General features: G+C 68.4%; 8 protein-coding genes. All 8 read right to left on the reverse strand.

Annotated elements, in window-relative coordinates:
• Positions 1-337: 337 nt before the first annotated feature.
• The 8 genes from tnpC to NQZ70_RS41350 all read right to left on the reverse strand — a co-directional run bounded on the left by tnpC (position 338) and on the right by NQZ70_RS41350 (position 17,127).
• Positions 338-2,380 (reverse strand): IS66 family transposase, encoded by a 2,043-nt coding sequence (tnpC, locus tag NQZ70_RS41315; protein ID WP_165373741.1) that lies wholly within the window; start codon positions 2,378-2,380, stop codon positions 338-340.
• Positions 2,381-2,636: 256 nt separating this feature from the next.
• On the reverse strand, positions 2,637-2,981 hold the full coding sequence (gene tnpB / locus NQZ70_RS41320) for an IS66 family insertion sequence element accessory protein TnpB (protein WP_165373740.1): 345 nt from the start codon (positions 2,979-2,981) through the stop codon (positions 2,637-2,639).
• Positions 2,978-3,391 (reverse strand): helix-turn-helix domain-containing protein, encoded by a 414-nt coding sequence (locus tag NQZ70_RS41325; RefSeq protein WP_129572567.1) that lies wholly within the window; start codon positions 3,389-3,391, stop codon positions 2,978-2,980. The genes tnpB and NQZ70_RS41325 overlap by 4 nt, the downstream gene beginning before the upstream one ends.
• Before the next feature lie 35 nt (positions 3,392-3,426).
• Positions 3,427-3,996, reverse strand: coding sequence for a hypothetical protein (locus tag NQZ70_RS41330; protein ID WP_129579125.1), 570 nt, complete (start codon positions 3,994-3,996; stop codon positions 3,427-3,429).
• Positions 3,997-4,173: 177 nt separating this feature from the next.
• Positions 4,174-4,662 carry a hypothetical protein gene (locus tag NQZ70_RS41335; protein WP_129579126.1) on the reverse strand — a complete coding sequence of 163 codons (489 nt, stop codon included), beginning with the start codon at positions 4,660-4,662 and terminating at the stop codon, positions 4,174-4,176.
• Positions 4,631-5,884 carry an RHS repeat domain-containing protein gene (locus tag NQZ70_RS41340; RefSeq protein WP_129579127.1) on the reverse strand — a complete coding sequence of 418 codons (1,254 nt, stop codon included), beginning with the start codon at positions 5,882-5,884 and terminating at the stop codon, positions 4,631-4,633. Before NQZ70_RS41340 ends, NQZ70_RS41335 begins: the two co-directional genes overlap by 32 nt.
• Positions 5,885-5,910: 26 nt before the next feature.
• Complete coding sequence (locus NQZ70_RS41345; RefSeq protein ID WP_129579128.1) at positions 5,911-6,465, reverse strand: hypothetical protein; 555 nt, start codon at positions 6,463-6,465, stop codon at positions 5,911-5,913.
• Between the two features lie 3 nt (positions 6,466-6,468).
• Positions 6,469-17,127: a SpvB/TcaC N-terminal domain-containing protein gene (locus NQZ70_RS41350; protein WP_272826636.1), complete on the reverse strand. Its 10,659-nt coding sequence runs from the start codon at positions 17,125-17,127 to the stop codon at positions 6,469-6,471.
• Positions 17,128-17,249 lie beyond the last annotated feature (122 nt).

The raw sequence follows: 17,249 nt of genomic DNA on the forward strand, positions 1-17,249 counted from the left end.
CGCCCGCGCGAAGGGGCGCCCGCGTCGCGCGGCCGGCCAGGAAGAGCGCGCGGGAGCAGCCGAGCCCGCAGGCGTGGGGCGCCGCAAGAGCGCCGCCCAGCCGTCCGCGGAGCAGGAGGGCGGACGGCGGCCGACCCGAGGCGCGGACAAGCAGCGCCGAAGCGAAGCGACCCGGAGGCGCCCCGCCACGACGAGCTCGACGGCGGCCGGGCGAAGCGACGACAGCACCGGCTCGACGAGCCGACGCACCTCGGCGCGGAAAGGACGCGCGCCGGCCTCGACCGCTCCGGACGCGACGAGCGCTGTGGGCGCGGCGGATGCGGGCGACGCGGCGCGATCAGCGGTCGCGGAAGGCGAGCCGCGAGCCGGTGATCCGAGCCAGGTCCAGGTACTTGAGCCGCCCTTCGGCGATGAGGCGTTGTCGCGTCGCGACCCAGTTCTTGGGACTCAGGTCGAGGATGCGACTGAGCGGATAGCTCGGAGCCACGGTCAGGATCTCCTGCAAGTAGAGCTCGGGGTCGAACCCGTGCATCTGGCAAGTCGCGATGAGCGACGTGATGGCACAAGACCGGACAGCGTGCTCGTCGCTGCCGTGGAAGAGCCAGTTGCGCCGTCCCTTGACGACGCGGCGCAGAGCCCTCTCGGAGGCATTGTTGTGGATGGGGATCTCCCCGTTGGAGAGGAACTCGCAGAGCGCCTCCCTCTGGTTGTGCAGATAGACCAGCCCTTCGCGCAACGGCGAATGCTCGGGGACGACCTGCCGCTGCGCCTCGACCCAGGCGAAGAGCTTCTCAATCAGCGGTGCGGACTTGCGCTGCCGGATCTCGAGGCGCTCGTCCGGGCTGCACAGGGCGCATTCCTGCTCGACGCGGAAGAGCGCCTGGAGGGTCTGGAGCGCGAACGCCGCCTCCTTGCCCGCCCCGGCCTTGAACGCCTTGAAGAAGCGCCTTCGTGCATGGCTCCAGCAGCCGGCCTCACGCGCCTTGCCCGGCCCGAACAGCACGTTGTGGTTGGCCGAGGCGTCGGCGACGAGCGTCCCCTGGTAGCCGCCGAAGAGCTTCGCGACGGTGGGCCCGTCGTACGTCGGTGTATAGCGGAACAGCACCCCATCGCCCGGCGCGACCAGGACGAAGACATGCCCATAGCGGTGCTTGTCCTTGGCCCGGATGGCGGTGCCCGTCGCATCCATGGCGAACCACGACCTCGAGAGCGCGTCGCTCCAGATAGCATCGGCGATGCGCATCGCGATGCCACCACAATCGTACTGCCAGCGGGTCATGTTGCCGCGGCCGATGCGGAAGCCGTGGCGATCCGACTCCACCTCTTGCCGGTAGTAGGGCGTGTGGTAGTCGAGCTTGTGGACGAACAGGTGGGCCAAGAGGCTCGGATCGGCAAGGCACCTGTCGATCGGGCGCTCCGGCAGCGACGCGATCTTCACCGGTCCGCTGTCCTCCGCAGCGTCCGACTCGGGCGTGTAGCGTACAAGGACGCCGTCGACGAAGGGGCTTTGCTTGAAGGACGTGTCCGCGGGGATCCCCAGGAGCTCGTGCTCCCGCACGACGAGCGGCTCGCCGCGCTCGTGATTCAAGGCCGGCCCGGCGGCTGGCGAAGGAGCCGGCGCCTCTTCAGCTGCGCTGCTCGCCGCCGGTGCCTCCGCCTTGGCCACGTACTTGAGGCGACGCGTGACGAGCTCGAGGAGGCCGCCACGCCGGTAGCCGATGCTCGAGCTGTCTTCGGCGCCCACACGCTCGAAGCGCTCGAGGCCTTTGAGCAGCACCTCCTGCGGCAGCGACTCGATGATCACCCTCGGAATGACACCGATGCGGCGGCGCCCGTGCTCGTGGCGCTTGACTGGCTTGCCACCTCCGGGATCGGAGCCGGAGGAGGATTCTGCCGTCCCCGCGTGCTCCGGTGGGCTCGCGGAGCCCGGCGGCGGGCCGCTGGCCTCGCCCGGGTCCACTTCGGGCGCGGCGTCGACGCTCTCGGCCTGCGACGAAGTCGGAGCCGGACAGGCATCTGGCTCTCCGGCCAGCGAAAGCCGCAGCTGGTCAGGCGAGACCTGCTCGGAGACGTGGCGCCGGAATCCGATCTCCAGGGTCCGAATCGTCTCCTGCAGCTGTTGATTGTACGCCTTGAGCGACGCGACGGTGCGAGCGAGCTCTTGGGCCTGCTGCTCCGCCGTCGAGAGCTCGGCCAGCCTCGCCTCGAGCTCCTGCACCCGCCGGAGCAGCGCGTCGACCACCGACGCGGGGCCGGCGGGGCTCCCCTGTCCTTGTCCCCTGGCCTGGAGATAGCCGAGCACGAGCGCCGCGCCGTCAAGGCGCTCTGCCTCCGTCGACTGCGGCAGCGCGGTCTCACCGGGGCGTGTCGTCGAGGTCAAGGCGCGCCATGGATGCCCCCTGCGCTTGCTCTTGACAAGTACCTTATGCAGCGAAAATTCGCTGTTTTCGATGAGAATTTCTCGTCGAAGGCGGGAATGCAGGGCCGCCATGGTGCGCCATCGGCGGCGCGCTCTCGCGAGGTCTTCGGGCGCGATGCAGCGCGCGCCCTGCTCCATCTCCGCATCCGGCTGCGCCGGCCGCCATCGGGCCGCGCTGGCGCCGGCAGCGCGGTGAACGAGCGCCGGCGCAGACGCCTCAGTGGACCAGCCGGCGGCGGCTTGCCAGCTCTTCTACAGGCAGACCGGCGAGCAGCTGCGCGAAGTCCTGTGCTGACAGCTCGATACACCTGCCGTCGGCCTCGGTGAACGAAGGCAGAGCAAATGCACCCTTCGAGAGACGCTTATACAAGATCGTGTATCCATTGCGATCCCACCAAAGGGCTTTGAGCCGGTTACGCCTCCTGTTGAGGAACAAGAACAGCGCGCCGCTGGCCGGGTCCAGGCACAGCACTTGCCGGGTGATCGCGGCGAGCCGGTCGAACGCACCACGCAAGTCCACTGGACCGACCGCCAGATAGACGGCTATAGTCGCGGGGGTCACCGTCCCCTCCGCAACGCTTCGAGTGCTTCCACGAGCTCGCGCGCGCCTATCCCACATACCTGCATCCGCGTCCCGTCGGCAAACGCGACGTTGAGCCGCAAAGGCGGCGCCTCGCGGCGCTCCGGGCGCACCACGACGGGTAGGAACGGAATCTGCTGAGCCGCCTTGGGGGCTCTTGGCGACGCACCCTCGTCTGCGCGCTCACCGTCAGCCACCCATCGGTCGGCAGTCATCTTGTGGACACCGAGCTCCGTGGCGATCTCGGTCGGTGTTGCCCCCGAGCGGGAGCGCGCCTTGGCGTAGGCCTCGGCTCGCTCCCGCAGCTCGCTCGGGAATTTCCCACGGCTCTTCTGCTCTCGATACCTCGACAGCTCTGCACGCAGCTGTACCAGCTCCCTGCTTCCTGGCATCGCTCGCTCCTCTTCGCTCGGCGAGGGCACGGCCCTCATCTGGCGTCGCGTAGCGTGCAACCGAATCTGGCCAGGGGAAAGACGCGGTCAGCGGAGCGGCTACGGTGCAGGTGCACCCGCCGCTCGCCCTCGCCGTCGTAGAGCACGCGCGACAGCTCCTGCCCGTTCTGGCTCACCCGCGAGACGCGGTTCTCTTCGTTCCATTCCGTCGTGCGCCGCGTCGCGTCCCGGTAGACCCAACCCGTCTGGTTGCCGCTGGCGTCGTAGCTCATCACCCGCGGCCACGGCATCGACTCCGCCACGAGGTGCTCGTCGATGTGCCTGGGCGCGTGCGGCTGCGGTCCCGTGTACTGGTACACCGACCGGTACGTCTGCTCCCGGATCGCGTGGTCCTCGCGCCATCCGCCGCTGCCATCCGGCACGAACCGGTAGCTCGCCTGGTCCTTCGTCAGGATGTTGCCGATCTCGTCGAAGTCGAACGACAGCCGGTACCGGTACTGCCAGTCCCTCCGGTCCTGGTACGTCCCGCTCGCCGAGATCAGCTGGTAGAGGTCGTCGTACCCGTAATCGTGCGTCGTCGGCCCGACCAGCACCGAGCCTGGCATCTCCTGGTCGTACGGCGCCTCGTTCCGCGCCTGCTCCAGGTTGCCCGCCGCGTCGTACGCATGCCTTCAGCACGTGATCGACCGTTCCGGCGCCGTCCAGGTCGTCCCATCCGAGCTCGTTACGACCGTCGTTCAATCCGAGCTGCGCTGGATGGCCACGATTGGGCGACGCGGCACCTACTGAGCGTACCTGGCACTTCTTCTGAATCCGATCGGTTGCTCCCAATAGACGTGGCACTCGTCGCCTGCGACTACGAACCAGAGGGCCGTTCCCCCAGCACAGAGCTGGACTCCGGCTTCTCTACCGAACTCGTTCTCCAAGATCGTCACAGAGGAGATAATCGCACCGAGCATGCCAACAAACATCGGAATACTCGACTGTTCGACCCTACTCCACTTTCCGCTTTGCTCTATGTATTCGCGGTTTTCATCGGAAATCGGTGGCTCGAATGGGTCCACCCATGGCGCATATTGAACACGAAGACCCTCACCGTCCGCCGATCCGTCAAAAAGAACTACGGTTCCGTCGTCCAAGTAGAGTTCAAGCGGACCGTCGCCTGGCTCAATCTGTCCGCCATGCTCGAACAGTATCCTCGCAACTCGACGAAGTCGCTTTCCACATAGCGACTTAAGGTTAGCGAGGGGAAGCGCCTTTGAACCACTCATTCGACTGACCTCCTGGAAAGATCGTCACAAACTCGCCGCTCGGCTTGGTGATCACGAGGTCGGTACCTTTCCTAAAAAACAGGAAGTCGTTACCTCCGCCACCTCGTGGGCTCCACGGTCCCTGACGGACTTCGTCGTACTGCTGAACTACCGTGTTGATTCGCTCTCGAACCCATTGGCGATGAGCTGGGTTGCCTGCGTCGAGCCCGAAATCCTTGGCATGTTTGCCTACTTTTTTTCCGAATTGAATGCTGTCGACCTTTAACTCGGGTAGGGGCCGGGTCGGTCCCCCCTTGGCGGCTCCTGCAGATGATGACTGCGGTTTCGCGGCCATCTGCCCCGGCTGTGCTGGCTGGGGTGGCTTCGCCGGCTGTGCCGCCTGCGGGGGCTTCGCCGGCTGCGCTGCCTGCGCCGGCTGCCGCGTCGCCTGCTGCTGGCCCGCAGGCCGCGGCGGCGGCACCGGCTGCTGGTTCACGCCGCCCATGCGCACCGTCCGAGGAGGAGCCGCCGCCGGGCTGACGGGCGTCTTGCCCTGCGCCCGCTGCTCCGCCATGCGCTGCATCTGCATCATCTGGTGAAAGCGAGCGCCCTCGGGCCCGGTCCAGCAGCTCGGGCTCCGGCAGCCCCCCATCCCAGCCCCGCCGGGCGGGAAGTTCCGGTGCCCCCCTTGCGCTTGCCGCCCATCGGGATCGAGCAGATTGACCGGGTTGTTCAGCGCATAGCTGTACAGCCCGAGGTTCCCCGGGTTGAACACCCCCGCGCCCGGCCCTCCCGCCATGTACTCGTCCAGGATCGGATCCGGGCTCAGCCACACGTTGATCCGCGGGTCGTAGTACCGCGCCCCGAAGTAGTAGAGCCCCGTCGCCTGGTCGAGCTCCTTGCCGGTGAACACGTACGCTCGCCGCAGCTCGTACCGCGAGTCCGACGCGTCGATCCACAGCTCCCCGGTCGGGAAGTACTCGTCCCGCTGCGTCAGCGCCTGCTCGTTGTTCGACGCGAAGCTGGTGCTGCCCAGGTGGTCCGGGTGGTAGTAGATCGTCGGCGGATCCCGGAACCAGTCCGGATCCATCTTGCTCGCGATGCGCGTCTGCCCCGCGTAGATGTGCTTGGTGATGAACCGCCCGTCCCGCAGCGTCAGGTGCTGGTCGTGGTAGGCTGTCTCCTCCTCGCCGCTGATGCGGTGCAGGTGCACCCGCCGCTCGCCGTCGCCGTCGTAGAGCACGCGCGACAGCTCCTGCCCGTTCTGGCTTACCCGCGAGACGCATCGTCGTTGCGGTACAGATGACCATACTGCGGCAGCTGTGCAACCACGGTTTTCAAGCGGTGAAGCTCAGCTATCTGCTTCGGCGTGTAACCTGCCGTTTCGAGGGCCACGAGAACCACATCGAGCGGCGCTTTCCACTCGGCAAGAAAATCTTCTCTTGAAATCGAAATCCTCGGCCTGCATGCCAAGATCGATTCCGTAGAGCCGATCACGCGGCTCCACTGAGCTTCAACAGATACCACCATCGGTTCCCATGCAATATCCCAAACGGCGGCAAAGGTGTTCGAGGGCCAGTGCACGAGCCGTGTTCCATGGTTCATCAACAACATGTCTTCACAAATTTTGACGATATCGTCAACCATCAAGCTGATGTCGTATTTGTAGGACAGGGGCAGGTATACGTGGTTCCATACCAATATTGCCCGCTCTGTTTCCATAGGAAACACCGTTTGAATAGCATCCGACAGGCTTGAGTCATCTTGATCATGCGCTCGAAGTGTACGCGGGTTGCTGGCTTGAATAACAAAGTCCACTGCCATATCTCACTCCGCTGGATATCCGTGAAACGTTCCCGTTCCGTTGTTTCTCACCCAAAACCTAGTAGCTGGAACGGTTTTTCCATCAGGGCGATGGACGACGGAGCTGTGCCCCGGCGGCATTTCGAACCAACCACCTTCTCCTGGCTTGAGAGTCGCTGCTTTCTCCCCTGCGTATCGCAAATCCCCCTCGCTTCCCCACTGACCTTGCGGCCCGCCTGTTCTTGCCAAGGCAGGTCCCTCTTTCCATTTGATTCCATGTTTCTTTGACCCGAGATACTTTGCCTCTGGCTTGAGGGCTGCCGCTCTTGTGGGTCCGTTAGATGATTCCGATTGCTTGGCAGCCGCCTGCGCCGGCTTCGCGAGCGGTCCCGCCTGCGCCGGTTTCGATGGAGCTGTCGCTTGCGGCGGCGTCGCCGGCAGCGCCGCTTGCGCAGGTTTCTGCGATGGCGGCTGCGCCGCCGCCTGCTGCTGGCCAGCAGGCCGCGGCGGCAGCACCGGCTGCTGGTTCACGCCGCCCATGCGCACCGTCCGAGGAGGAGCCGCCGCCGGGCTGACGGGCGCCTTGCCCTGCGCCCGCTGCTCCGCCATGCGCTGCATCTGCATCATCTGATGAAAGCGAGCGCCCTCGGGCCCGGTCCAGCAGCTCGGGCTCCGGCAGCCTCCCATCCCAGCCCCGCCGGGCGGGAAGTTCCGGTGCCCCCCTTGCGCTTGCCGCCCATCGGGATCGAGCAGATTGACCGGGTTGTTCAGCGCATAGCTGTACAGCCCGAGGTTCCCCGGGTTGAACACCCCCGCGCCCGGCCCTCCCGCCATGTACTCGTCCAGGATCGGATCCGGGCTCAGCCACACGTTGATCCGCGGGTCGTAGTACCGCGCCCCGAAGTAGTAGAGCCCCGTCGCCTGGTCGAGCTCCTTGCCCGTGAACACGTACGCTCGCCGCAGCTCGTACCGCGAGTCCGACGCGTCGATCCACAGCTCGCCCGTCGGGAAGTACTCGTCCCGCTGCGTCAGCGTCTGCTCGTTGTTCGACGCGAAGCTGGTGCTGCCCAGGTGGTCCGGGTGGTAGTAGATCGTCGGCGGATCCCGGAACCAGTCCGGATCCATCTTGCTCGCGATGCGCGTCTGCCCCGCGTAGATGTGCTTGGTGATGAACCGCCCGTCCCGCAGCGTCAGGTGCTGGTCGTGGTAGGCCGTCTCCTCCTCGCCGCTGATGCGGTGCAGGTGCACCCGCCGCTCGCCCTCGCCGTCGTAGAGCACGCGCGACAGCTCCTGCCCGTTCTGGCTCACCCGCGAGACGCGGTTCTCCTCGTTCCATTCCGTCGTGCGCCGCGTCGCGTCCCGGTAGACCCAACCCGTCTGGTTGCCGCTGGCGTCGTAGCTCATCACCCGCGGCCACGGCATCGACTCCGCCACGAGGTGCTCGTCGATGTGCCTGGGCGCGTGCGGCTGCGGTCCCGTGTACTGGTACACCGACCGGTACGTCTGCTCCCGGATCGCGTGGTCCTCGCGCCATCCTCCGCTCCCATCCGGCACGAACCGGTAGCTCGCCTGGTCCTTCGTCAGGATGTTGCCGATCTCGTCGAAGTCGAACGACAGCCGGTACCGGTACTGCCAATCCCTCCGGTCCTGGTACGTCCCGCTCGCCGAGATCAGCTGGTAGAGGTCGTCGTACCCGTAATCGTGCGTCGTCGGCCCGACCAGCACCGAGCCTGGCATCTCCTGGTCGTACGGCGCCTCGTTCCGCACCTGCTCCAGGTTGCCCGCCGCGTCGTACGCATACCGCATCCTCTGGAACGGCCTCGCCGGCAACCCTCGTTCCACGAGGAACCGGTCGCGGTGATCGGCGTTGATCTGCTCCAGCCGCCGCGACTTCTCGAAGTACTTGTACGACGTCGCGATGCCGTTGCCGTGCACCACGCGCACCCGCTGCTCGAACTCGTCGTAGCCGATGTGCAGCAGGTACTGCGTCGTCGCCGGCTCGTCCGGGTGCTGCGGGTTCGGCTGGGTGTTCGTCCCGACAGCCGACCGGACCAGGCCGCCTCGGTCGTAGCCGTACGTCACCACCTCCGCGCCGGAACCGGGGAACTTCATCGACAGCAGCCGCCCGAAGGAGTCGAACGCGTACTCCATCGTCGCCTCGTACGGCCCCCGGTGCGGCTCGCGGATCCGGGGGAACTCGGTCGTCAGCTGCGCGACGTTCCCGAGCCGGTCGTACGCAAACGTCCTCGTCCCCGCCTCGCTCTGCTCCTCGACGAGCCGCCCGGCCCGGTTGCCGTGCTCGTCGCCCTCCGCGTCCGGTGCGCCGTACACGTACGTCACGTCCGTCGAGTCCGGGTAATCCACCCGCTCGAGCCGGTTGAACGCGTACTCGTACCGGATCAGCTTGCTCGCACTCTCCGCCGCCAGCTTCGCCGTCTGCCGCGCGCCGACGTTGCCCGACAGGTCGTAACGCCACTCGGTACGGCCCATGTCCGGGCTCGTGAGCGCAACCATCCGCCCCACCGAGTCGTACTCCGCGGTCGTCACGTTCCCGCGCGCATCGGTCACCCGCACGAGCTCGTCCACCGCATTGTACCCGTACCGCGTCACCAGCGTGGCCCACGCCTCCGACCCGTGCAGCCGATTGCGCTCCTCGACCGCCACGATCGCGTTGTCCACGTCCTGGTACGCCCTGCGCACCTTCCCGTTCGGGTCGACCTCCGTCGCGACGAACATCGCCACGCCATCGAGCTCCTCGATGTCGTAGCTCGTCGTGGTCACCGCCTCGCCGGCCTCGTCATCCGGCTCCCGCTGCTCGATCACCCGCGAGAGCACGTCGTACTCGAACACCGTCGCGTTCTTCAGCGGCACGTCCACGAACGCCGTCGCCTCGCCCGTATCGAACACCGGCTGCCCCTGCAGCGCGACGCGCCCCCGCTCGTCGAGCACCACCCGCCCGCTCACGGTCATGCCCACGATCGGATCCGCCCCCGAGCCCTGATCCTTCTCGAGGTCCTTCTTCGTCTGGATCACCCGGTCGAGCCCGTCGATGAACGTCACCGTGTCGATCGGATCCCCCGGGTGCTGCACGTCCTTGTGCCGCGTGCGCGCCCACGCCGGCATAGCCGGGCTCGCCCCCGGCTGGAGCGCATACTCGAACGCAATCGTCGCCTCCGCCGCCGTGGGCGCGTCGTTCGGGCCGAACACCTCGGCCAGCCGGCCGAACGCGTCGTAATCGTAGTGCACCTCGTGGCCGTTGACGTTCTGGACCGCGCTGATCGCGCCGTAGCGATAATCCGGTGATCTCTCCGAGGAGTACCCGAACGAATCGCTCACCCGAACGAGGTACGTCTCCGCAACATCATCGTATTCGTAGGTGAGCGTGAACTCCCCGGGGTCGATCGCCTGCTCCAGGTTGCCGTACGCGTCGTGCGAGAATTCCCATGTTGGATTCGTCGACGCGTCGCCCGTGTACGGCGCGCCCGTCGCCGGGTCCTTGCCGCCGATCACCGTGCTCGTGATCCACTCCACCGCCCCGGTCACGCCGTCGTACCCCGCGGTGCGCTTGCGCAGCAGCGTGCCCGCGCCGTCGCGCGCCTCGACGCTGTCCGCCCGCACGATGTGCGGCCCGTCGAATGTCACATAGTGGATCGTGGTCGTGACGTCGTCGTCCAGCGTGCCTGGCTCGCCGTGCTCCGTCAGCTGGATCAGGTTGCCGCGGTCGTCCCAGTCGCGCTCCTCGCTCGTCTGCTTGCCAGGCGCGCTCGGGTCCGTGGTCTTCCCCTCGTACCAGGACGTCGTCCGCAGCTCTTCCTCGGGGAAGAACGAGCCCGTCATCGTCGGCAACGCCCCGGGCGAGCGGTAAACCACCTGCTCTCGGCTGAACAGCCGCCCCTCGGCGTCCTGCTCGCGCACCTCCCTCACCAGCCCGCGGCGGTAGTAGTCCTGGTTGTGGTACCGCGTGACGATCTGCGAGCCGTCCTCGCGCGTCGCCGTCACCTGCGCGAAGCCGTAGTCCTCGCGCTCCGCGCGATCGTAGAACCCGCTCTGGTGATAATCGAACGTGTGGACATACGCCGGCGTGCCCATGCCGTCGTCCACCTCGACCCGCGACAGCACCCACTTGCTGCCGGGCATGTCCACGCTCAGCTCGTCCGGGCTGCTCGCATACGCCACCTTGTTGCCCTCGCGGGCATAGTCCAGCTGGAAGCTGCCGCCAAGCGGCCGGACCACGCGCCGCAGCCGGTTTGTCTTGCCCGTCAGGTTCAGCCGCGCCCGCAGCGCACCGTCGCTCTCGCGCAGCATCCCGTCGCTCAGCTTCAGCACGTGATCGACCGTTCCGTCGCCGTCCAGGTCGTCCCATCCGAGCTCCGTCCGACCATCGTTCAACCCGAGCTGCGCCGCGATCTCGACGATGATGCACACGTACGGCGTCGTGATCTTGAGCGGCACGCCGTAGCCCGCGTTGAACGCCGTCGTCTCGGAGAACGACAGGGCGTCGTTGCTGCCGTTGATCTCCTTCGTGAAGTCCTTCTCCAGCGCAACGCCCCACGGCAGGCTACCGCTCACCGCCGGCGCGCTCCACTTCTCCTCCGGCCCAAAGCCGTCCCCGAGGTTCAGCCGCACCCGGTAGTAGCCCTGTCCGGGCTGCTTGCTCACCCGGTCCGGCAGCCCATCGCCGTTCAGATCCACGAAGTCGGCCAGCGTCCGGCTCACCGTGTGCGCGATGCCGCCGCCGATCCCCGCGTAGCCCACCTGAAGGCTGTTCGTCGTGTTGTCCTGCACCCGCACCGACGCGAGCTGCGCCGCGGACCAGACCCGGCTCAGCGCGGTGAGCGGATCCCCTTCGACCTCCGGCAAGGGCTCGAACGGATCTCCGCCCGGATCGAGCACCGCCCAGGCGCGCTCGTCCGCGAAGCGATAGCCGAGGTTCAGGCGCGCGTAGAGCACCCCGCCCTCGCTCCTCACCTTGTCCGGGAGCCCGTCGCCGTTGACGTCCAGGAGGTCGCGCGTCGTCAGCGACGTGCCCCAGCTCTTGCCCAGCGAAGGCAGCACGCTGAGCACCGCCGAGGTCTTCCCGCTCGCCTTGATCTTGTCCGCGAGCGACGATGCCGCGGACCTGAAGCCGAACCCGAACCGCGCGCTCGCGTTCTCGAGCTCCCGGAAGTCGCCCGGCCCATCGAGCGTCAGGTCGCCATACTCCCCCGGCTGCTGTCCGTCACACCGGCCGCCTCCGCACGTCTGCACGCGCACGCTGCCCTGCGTGACCGCGTCCGGCCGCCCGTCGCCGTTGACGTCGATCAGCTCCAGCTTCGACTCGGTCGTCCCGGTCGTCACCTGGAACGACCCGATGAGCGCGACATCCTGCGACGTCGAGCTGCTCTGGCTCTTCCGGAGCCCCGGCACATTGGCCACATCCTCCGGCCTGACCCCGCCGACGCGCGACGGCTTGAGCTCCCCGGCCGTGATGTACATGTCCGCGCCCGAGCCGCGGAACACCGGGCCGCTGATGCTGCCCACGAGCGGGAAGCCGGCGTCCTCCGGCGACCAGCCCGCGTGATAGCCCTCCCAGTGCGGCTCGACGCGCGTGAAATAAGGCGGCTTGTTCTCCTCGGGCCGCTTGTTGATCTGGTTGACGTCGAACGGATACTCCGTCGTCCACTCGCCGTAGCTGAAGCCCCGGAACCCGCCCACCATCCGGGCGTCCAGCTGCCCATCCGGCGTCAGCCGCGCGTTCACCGTCGGCACGTCGAGCACGGTGCCCGTCTCGTCGAACACGAGCTGCGGCAGCCACGACACCGGCGCCCCGGGCTCGGGACCGGCAGGGCCCAGGTCCTCTTCGAGCTCGAAGAACTTCGTGAACGCGAGCTCGTCGCCCGCCTGCACCGGGAACACCACCGGATCGCTCGGGTCAGGCACGCTCCGGGCCGGCGCGATCGCCTCCCGTCCGAGCAGCTCCCGGAACAGCCGCTCGCTCCCCCGATCCACCCGCAGGCTCACCGGCCCTTGCGTCTCGCCCTTGGAGACGGCGCCGATCAGGCGGACCGTCCCGCCCTCGGGCACGACCAGCCGCGCCAGGTCCAGCGGCGCCCCGCCGAGGCCGCTGTCGCTCAGCTGCACCGGCACGACGATCGACGCCTCGGGCACCGAGATCGGCCCGCCGTCGCCCGGCAACGCTTCGAGCCCGCACTCCCTCCTTCCGGAGGGCGCGCCGGGCCTCTCCGCGCACGACTCGACCGCGCGGCACCTCCCCGGATCCGCGTCGTGGCCGCACACCTCGGTGTACCTGGCGAACCCCTGGTACTGGACGCGCGACGGGTCGACCGCGTTGTCGCTGAGCTCGCCATACAGGAACAGGAGGTCTCCCTGGAGCACCGCGACAGGCCAGGCGATCTCGGTGCTCAGCTGCGCTCCCGAGACCGTCGTCCGGTGAAGCTCGATCCGCTCCCCCGAATCGACGTCCTGGCGCACGAGCCGCACGTCGAACGCGTCGTCCGCGTCGGTCCGGACGAAGCTCGCCTGCACCGTGACCTGCCCGTCCGCGCCCGCGGCCCAGCCCGGCACGCTCCGGTCCAGCACCGAGAAGTCGTCCGCGAAGGTGTAGACGTACATCGAACGCCCGAGCGCGTCGCGGCGCCTCAGGTCGGGCCCGAAGATCGGCACGCAGGTCCCCGACGTGCAGCGCTCCGTGTAGCGGATGCGCGCGTTCCAGCGCGTGCTGTCGCCCTCGATGTCCTCCTTCGGATCCACCCGGAAATAGAGCGCGTCCATCCGACGGACGCGGACCTGGACGCCGCTCCCGCAGCCATCCTCGCCCTCGGGAACACACGCCGCATCGCTCGGCCCGATCTCTCGTTGCCAGAGCAGCTGGCGCTCGTGATACCCCAGGTCGCCCGGCCGCGGGTCCCAGATCGCCTTCGTGATCGACGCCGTCACCCCGTCTCCCACGCCGCCGCCGGCCAGCGACACGCCGCCGTCGATGACGACGATGCCATCCAATGGCGGCGTCCACTTCACCAGCGGGCTGGTCCGGTAGAACGCCTTGCCGAGCTCCGCGACCTGCTCGCCGTCGCTGAAATCCTCGTCGACGGTGAAGCCGACGCCGCTCGCGCCCGACCCGAGCCGCGCGTTGTTCGGGTTCAGCGTCGCCCCGCTCCGACCGAACAGCTCCGGGAAGCCGTCCCCGTTGATGTCGAGCAGCACGCGCTGCGCGGTGGCGGTGGTCCAGGACTGGTTGATCCCGGCGCCCCCGAGCTCCTGGAAGAAGTGGATCGCCCCCTGCAGGCTCGCCGTGATCTGGTGCGTGCTGCCGGCGCTCTCCGGGGAGAACGCGTTCGGGCTCGACCGATCCGGGAGCGCGTTCAGCCAGACCCCGTTGCTCCCCACGAAGTCCGGGAGCCCGTCACCGTTGATGTCGGTGAAGGCGACCTCGTCCTCGTCCATGCCGAACGAGACGCCGACGCCCAGCCCGCCGTGCGGATCGCAGACCGGCGGTCCCGCGCCGACGAACGCGTTGAGCCCCCCTTCGATCGAGCTGGTCGCCCCGAGCCCGTCGCGCCCTTCCGCCGGACGGCTCCACTCGGTCGGGGCGGAGAAGACCTGAAGCCTGCCGTCCTGCTGCTCGAGACCGAAGTACTCGAACGTGTGCTCGTAGAGCTGCCCGGCGCCGCCATTCCCGTGGAGAGCGATGCTCTTGAGGAGCGACTTGGAATAGTGCCGGGCGTCGGGCTCGTGGTAGGCGAAGTGGTAGCTCCGGATGATCTCCTCGGCGCCGGGCACCTCGCCCATGGTCACGTCGACGCGCTCCAGCCTTCGCGTCGTTCGCACCTCGAAGCCCGCGCGCGCCGAGCTGAGGATGTCTCTCCGCTGCGCGCCGTCGTCCAGGATGAAGAGCACGTGGTAGTAGGCGGCGGGGGAGCCGCTCGCGTGCTCCGTGTAGTCGATCCGCTGCGGATACAGCTGCACCCACTCCCCGCCGTCGGGCACGTCCTCGAAGTACGAGACGCGCATCTGGTTTCCGAAGGTGTCTTCCACCCGCTCGAGGTTCCAGCGGAAGATCCCGGCGTCGCCCGACGGGTCTGCCAGGCGCGCGCCCTCGCTCTCGCCATAGACGTACCGGGTGCCGTTCTTGTCCGTGACCACCCAGTGATAGCTTTGGGGATCGGCCCCGAGGCGTTCGATGCGATCGAACGCGCCCTCGACGCGCCGTTCATACCGGCCCGGCTGATCGGGGATGGCCCGGAGCATCTGGCCGTCGAGCGCGTAGAGCTCGTCGCCCGTGGTGCGCGGGACGCCGAAGCGGGTGTCGATCTCGATCGCGGAGATACGCAGGTCCCAGCCCACGCCGAGCCAGCCATTGCTCAGCTCGCTCTCGTACGTGACGGCGAGCTCCGGCTCGAGGCCGTGCCGGCCCGGTGGCACCTCGATCGGATACGTCAGCTGCGCCGTGCCCCGGCTGTTCGCCTCGGGCGGCTCGATGAACGACACGCCGGCCGAGGGGCTCGCGAGCTCGATCCCCTTCATGGCGTTGGGGTCGAACGACTGCGCCCCCGGCTGGTCCGGCATGGCGATCGTCGCGTTGACGAAGTCGGTGAAGTGGTCTGTCAGACTCGTGAGCTCGCGGGTGCGGCCCTCGTCGGCGCGCCCGAGCTTGGTCCACTGCTTCGCCGTCTCATCGAAGTAGAAGCCGAAGACGTCCCTCGCGCCGGCGCCCTCCGGGAGGCGCTCGCCGTCGATGGGGAGCGTCAGCTTCACCGGCTTCTTGAACCTGAGGCCGTGCGGGCCGAAGCGGAACGCGCGGTCCTCGGGCGTCACGTTGCGCATCGCGCGCCCCATCGGCTGCACCTGGACGGGCATCAGCGGCCGGATCGTGATGCGCGTCGTCTCCGCCAGCGCTCCCGGCGGGACCTCGATCGTGGCGCCCGCGAACGAGAGCACGCCGCCCTGCTCCGGGCTCACCACCGCGCCGTACGGGGCGCCCTCATCCACGACGAGCCCGCCCGGCGGCGCGCTCGCCGCGGCGCTTTCGGTGCACGGGCCGAGCTCCACCGCTCGACCGAGGCGCGTGCCGTCCTCGAGCCGCGCCTCGAGGTGCGCCCTCCACGCTCGATGACGGGCGCCTTCGGGCTCTTTCAGGGTGAGCTCGAAGCTGCCGTCGTCCCCTAGCTCCACGGGCGTTGTATCGGCGAAGAGCCGCGCTCGCGGCGTGCTTTCGCCGGGGAGGTCGAGGAAACCGCGCACGTATGCTCTCCCGTCGGTGCACTCGCCGTGCAATGGCGTGCTCAGCGCGATCCTCGGGGAGCGGGACGGGATGAGGCTGGCCGCCACGGCGACGTCCGATACCTCGGCGCGGCTGCCCTTCGCCGGCCGGATTTGCACCGAGGCCGTCTCCGGCCAGATCGATTGAACCGGGAGGTCGAGGCGATGCCAGCCCGGCGAGAGGTCCTTCAGGTCGAAGCGCAACCCGTTCGCCCCCGCGCCTGGCGCGATCTCGATCTCCCCGGCGCCCGCGGCCGTCAGCTGGAACAGGAGCGCGTGCGGGGCCACGCGTGCGCCGAAATCGATGCGGAGCGGCTCATCGCGACGCGCGCGCTCGCCCCCGGCGGAGCGCATGGCGGCGCGCGCCTCGTGCACGCCGGCGTGCGGGATCCCGATCACCCGGAGCGCGCTCACGGTGAATCCTTGCTCGATGTCCGCCTGAGGCCGGAATCGCACGACGTTATCGCCGCGCCTCAGCCACGCGGGCGCGATCTCCTCGACCTGAAGCCCTCCCGTCGCGGGCGCTTCCGCCCGGAAGCCGCCGCGCGGCGCTGCGCCGTTCAGCCGCCGGCTCACGCTCGACCAGTGCCCGCGCCCCTCGAGCTCGTAGACGAGGAACGCGCGCGCGAGCGCCCGTGGATCGGTGTCCAGGTGAAATGTCAGCGACTGCTCGCCGCCCGTGCGCGTCACCGCCGCCCGCTCGGACATCGCCGGGAACTGGGTTGCGCCCGCCAGCTTCCCCGCGAGCACGCGATCGGCCAGCTCCACCTCCGCCAGGCTGCGCGTGGGCGCGCCGGCGGTCCAGAACACGAGCTCCTGCGGCCCGCGCTCGCCCGAAGGGAGCCACTCGAGCACGAGTCGCTGCGCCGTGATGGCCATCGGAAAGCGTGTCCAGCGCTCGCCCGTGTCGTGGAGCGGTACGTCGACCAGGCCGGACACCGCCTGAAGCTCGGCGCCATGCTCCACATAGACCGTGAGCGCGCCATCGATGCGCCCGTACAGCGCGAGCGCTTCGAGCGCGGTCGGCTGCGGGAACGAGACGCGGACCCGCATCACCTCCCCGGTCTCGCTGTGGAGCCCCGTGTCAGCGCGGCCGTCGAACAGGACCCATGGATCCGCACCCTGGCCCGCGCCGGCTGCGCGAACATCCGCCGGAAGGGCGGCGATCGGGACCACGGCGCGGTTCTCGGGATCCTCGGAGGCCTCGCCTGGCGTCGCGAGGGCGAGGGTGGCAGCGTCGCCGGCGAGCGCAGCTGCCATCTCAGCGCCAGCGCGAGCGCCGCCGAGCCGCGCGCGAAGGGGCTCGCCCATCCGACGCAACGTCAGCGCTTGAGCCCACGCGCCGAGCGGCGCGCTCACCGCCACGAGCACGAGAACGCAGCTCGCGCACCACCGCCACAGCCATTTCATCTGACCGGATGCCATTGCTCCCCTCCGCGGCGGCGAGGGAAGCAATCGAGAAAGTAAATAGCAATGACAAAATCTTGTCAGCGCGAGGCAGCGCCATGAGCACGCCCTCATCGCCCGATCCGCAGCACGATTTCCGC

Origin of the sequence: Sorangium sp. So ce836 (assembly GCF_028553905.1) — a bacterium.
GTDB lineage: Bacteria > Myxococcota_A > Polyangia > Polyangiales > Polyangiaceae > Sorangium > Sorangium cellulosum_D.

Excerpts from the sequence above, each read along its gene's own strand:
- NQZ70_RS41325 (WP_129572567.1), bottom strand. The coding sequence starts at position 3,391 with ATGCCAGGAAGCAGGGAGCTGGTACAGCTGCGTGCAGAGCTGTCGAGG.
- NQZ70_RS41330 (WP_129579125.1), bottom strand. The coding sequence starts at position 3,996 with ATGCCAGGCTCGGTGCTGGTCGGGCCGACGACGCACGATTACGGGTAC.
- NQZ70_RS41335 (WP_129579126.1), bottom strand. The coding sequence starts at position 4,662 with ATGAGTGGTTCAAAGGCGCTTCCCCTCGCTAACCTTAAGTCGCTATGT.
- NQZ70_RS41345 (WP_129579128.1), bottom strand. The coding sequence starts at position 6,465 with ATGGCAGTGGACTTTGTTATTCAAGCCAGCAACCCGCGTACACTTCGA.
- NQZ70_RS41350 (WP_272826636.1), bottom strand. The coding sequence starts at position 17,127 with ATGGCATCCGGTCAGATGAAATGGCTGTGGCGGTGGTGCGCGAGCTGC.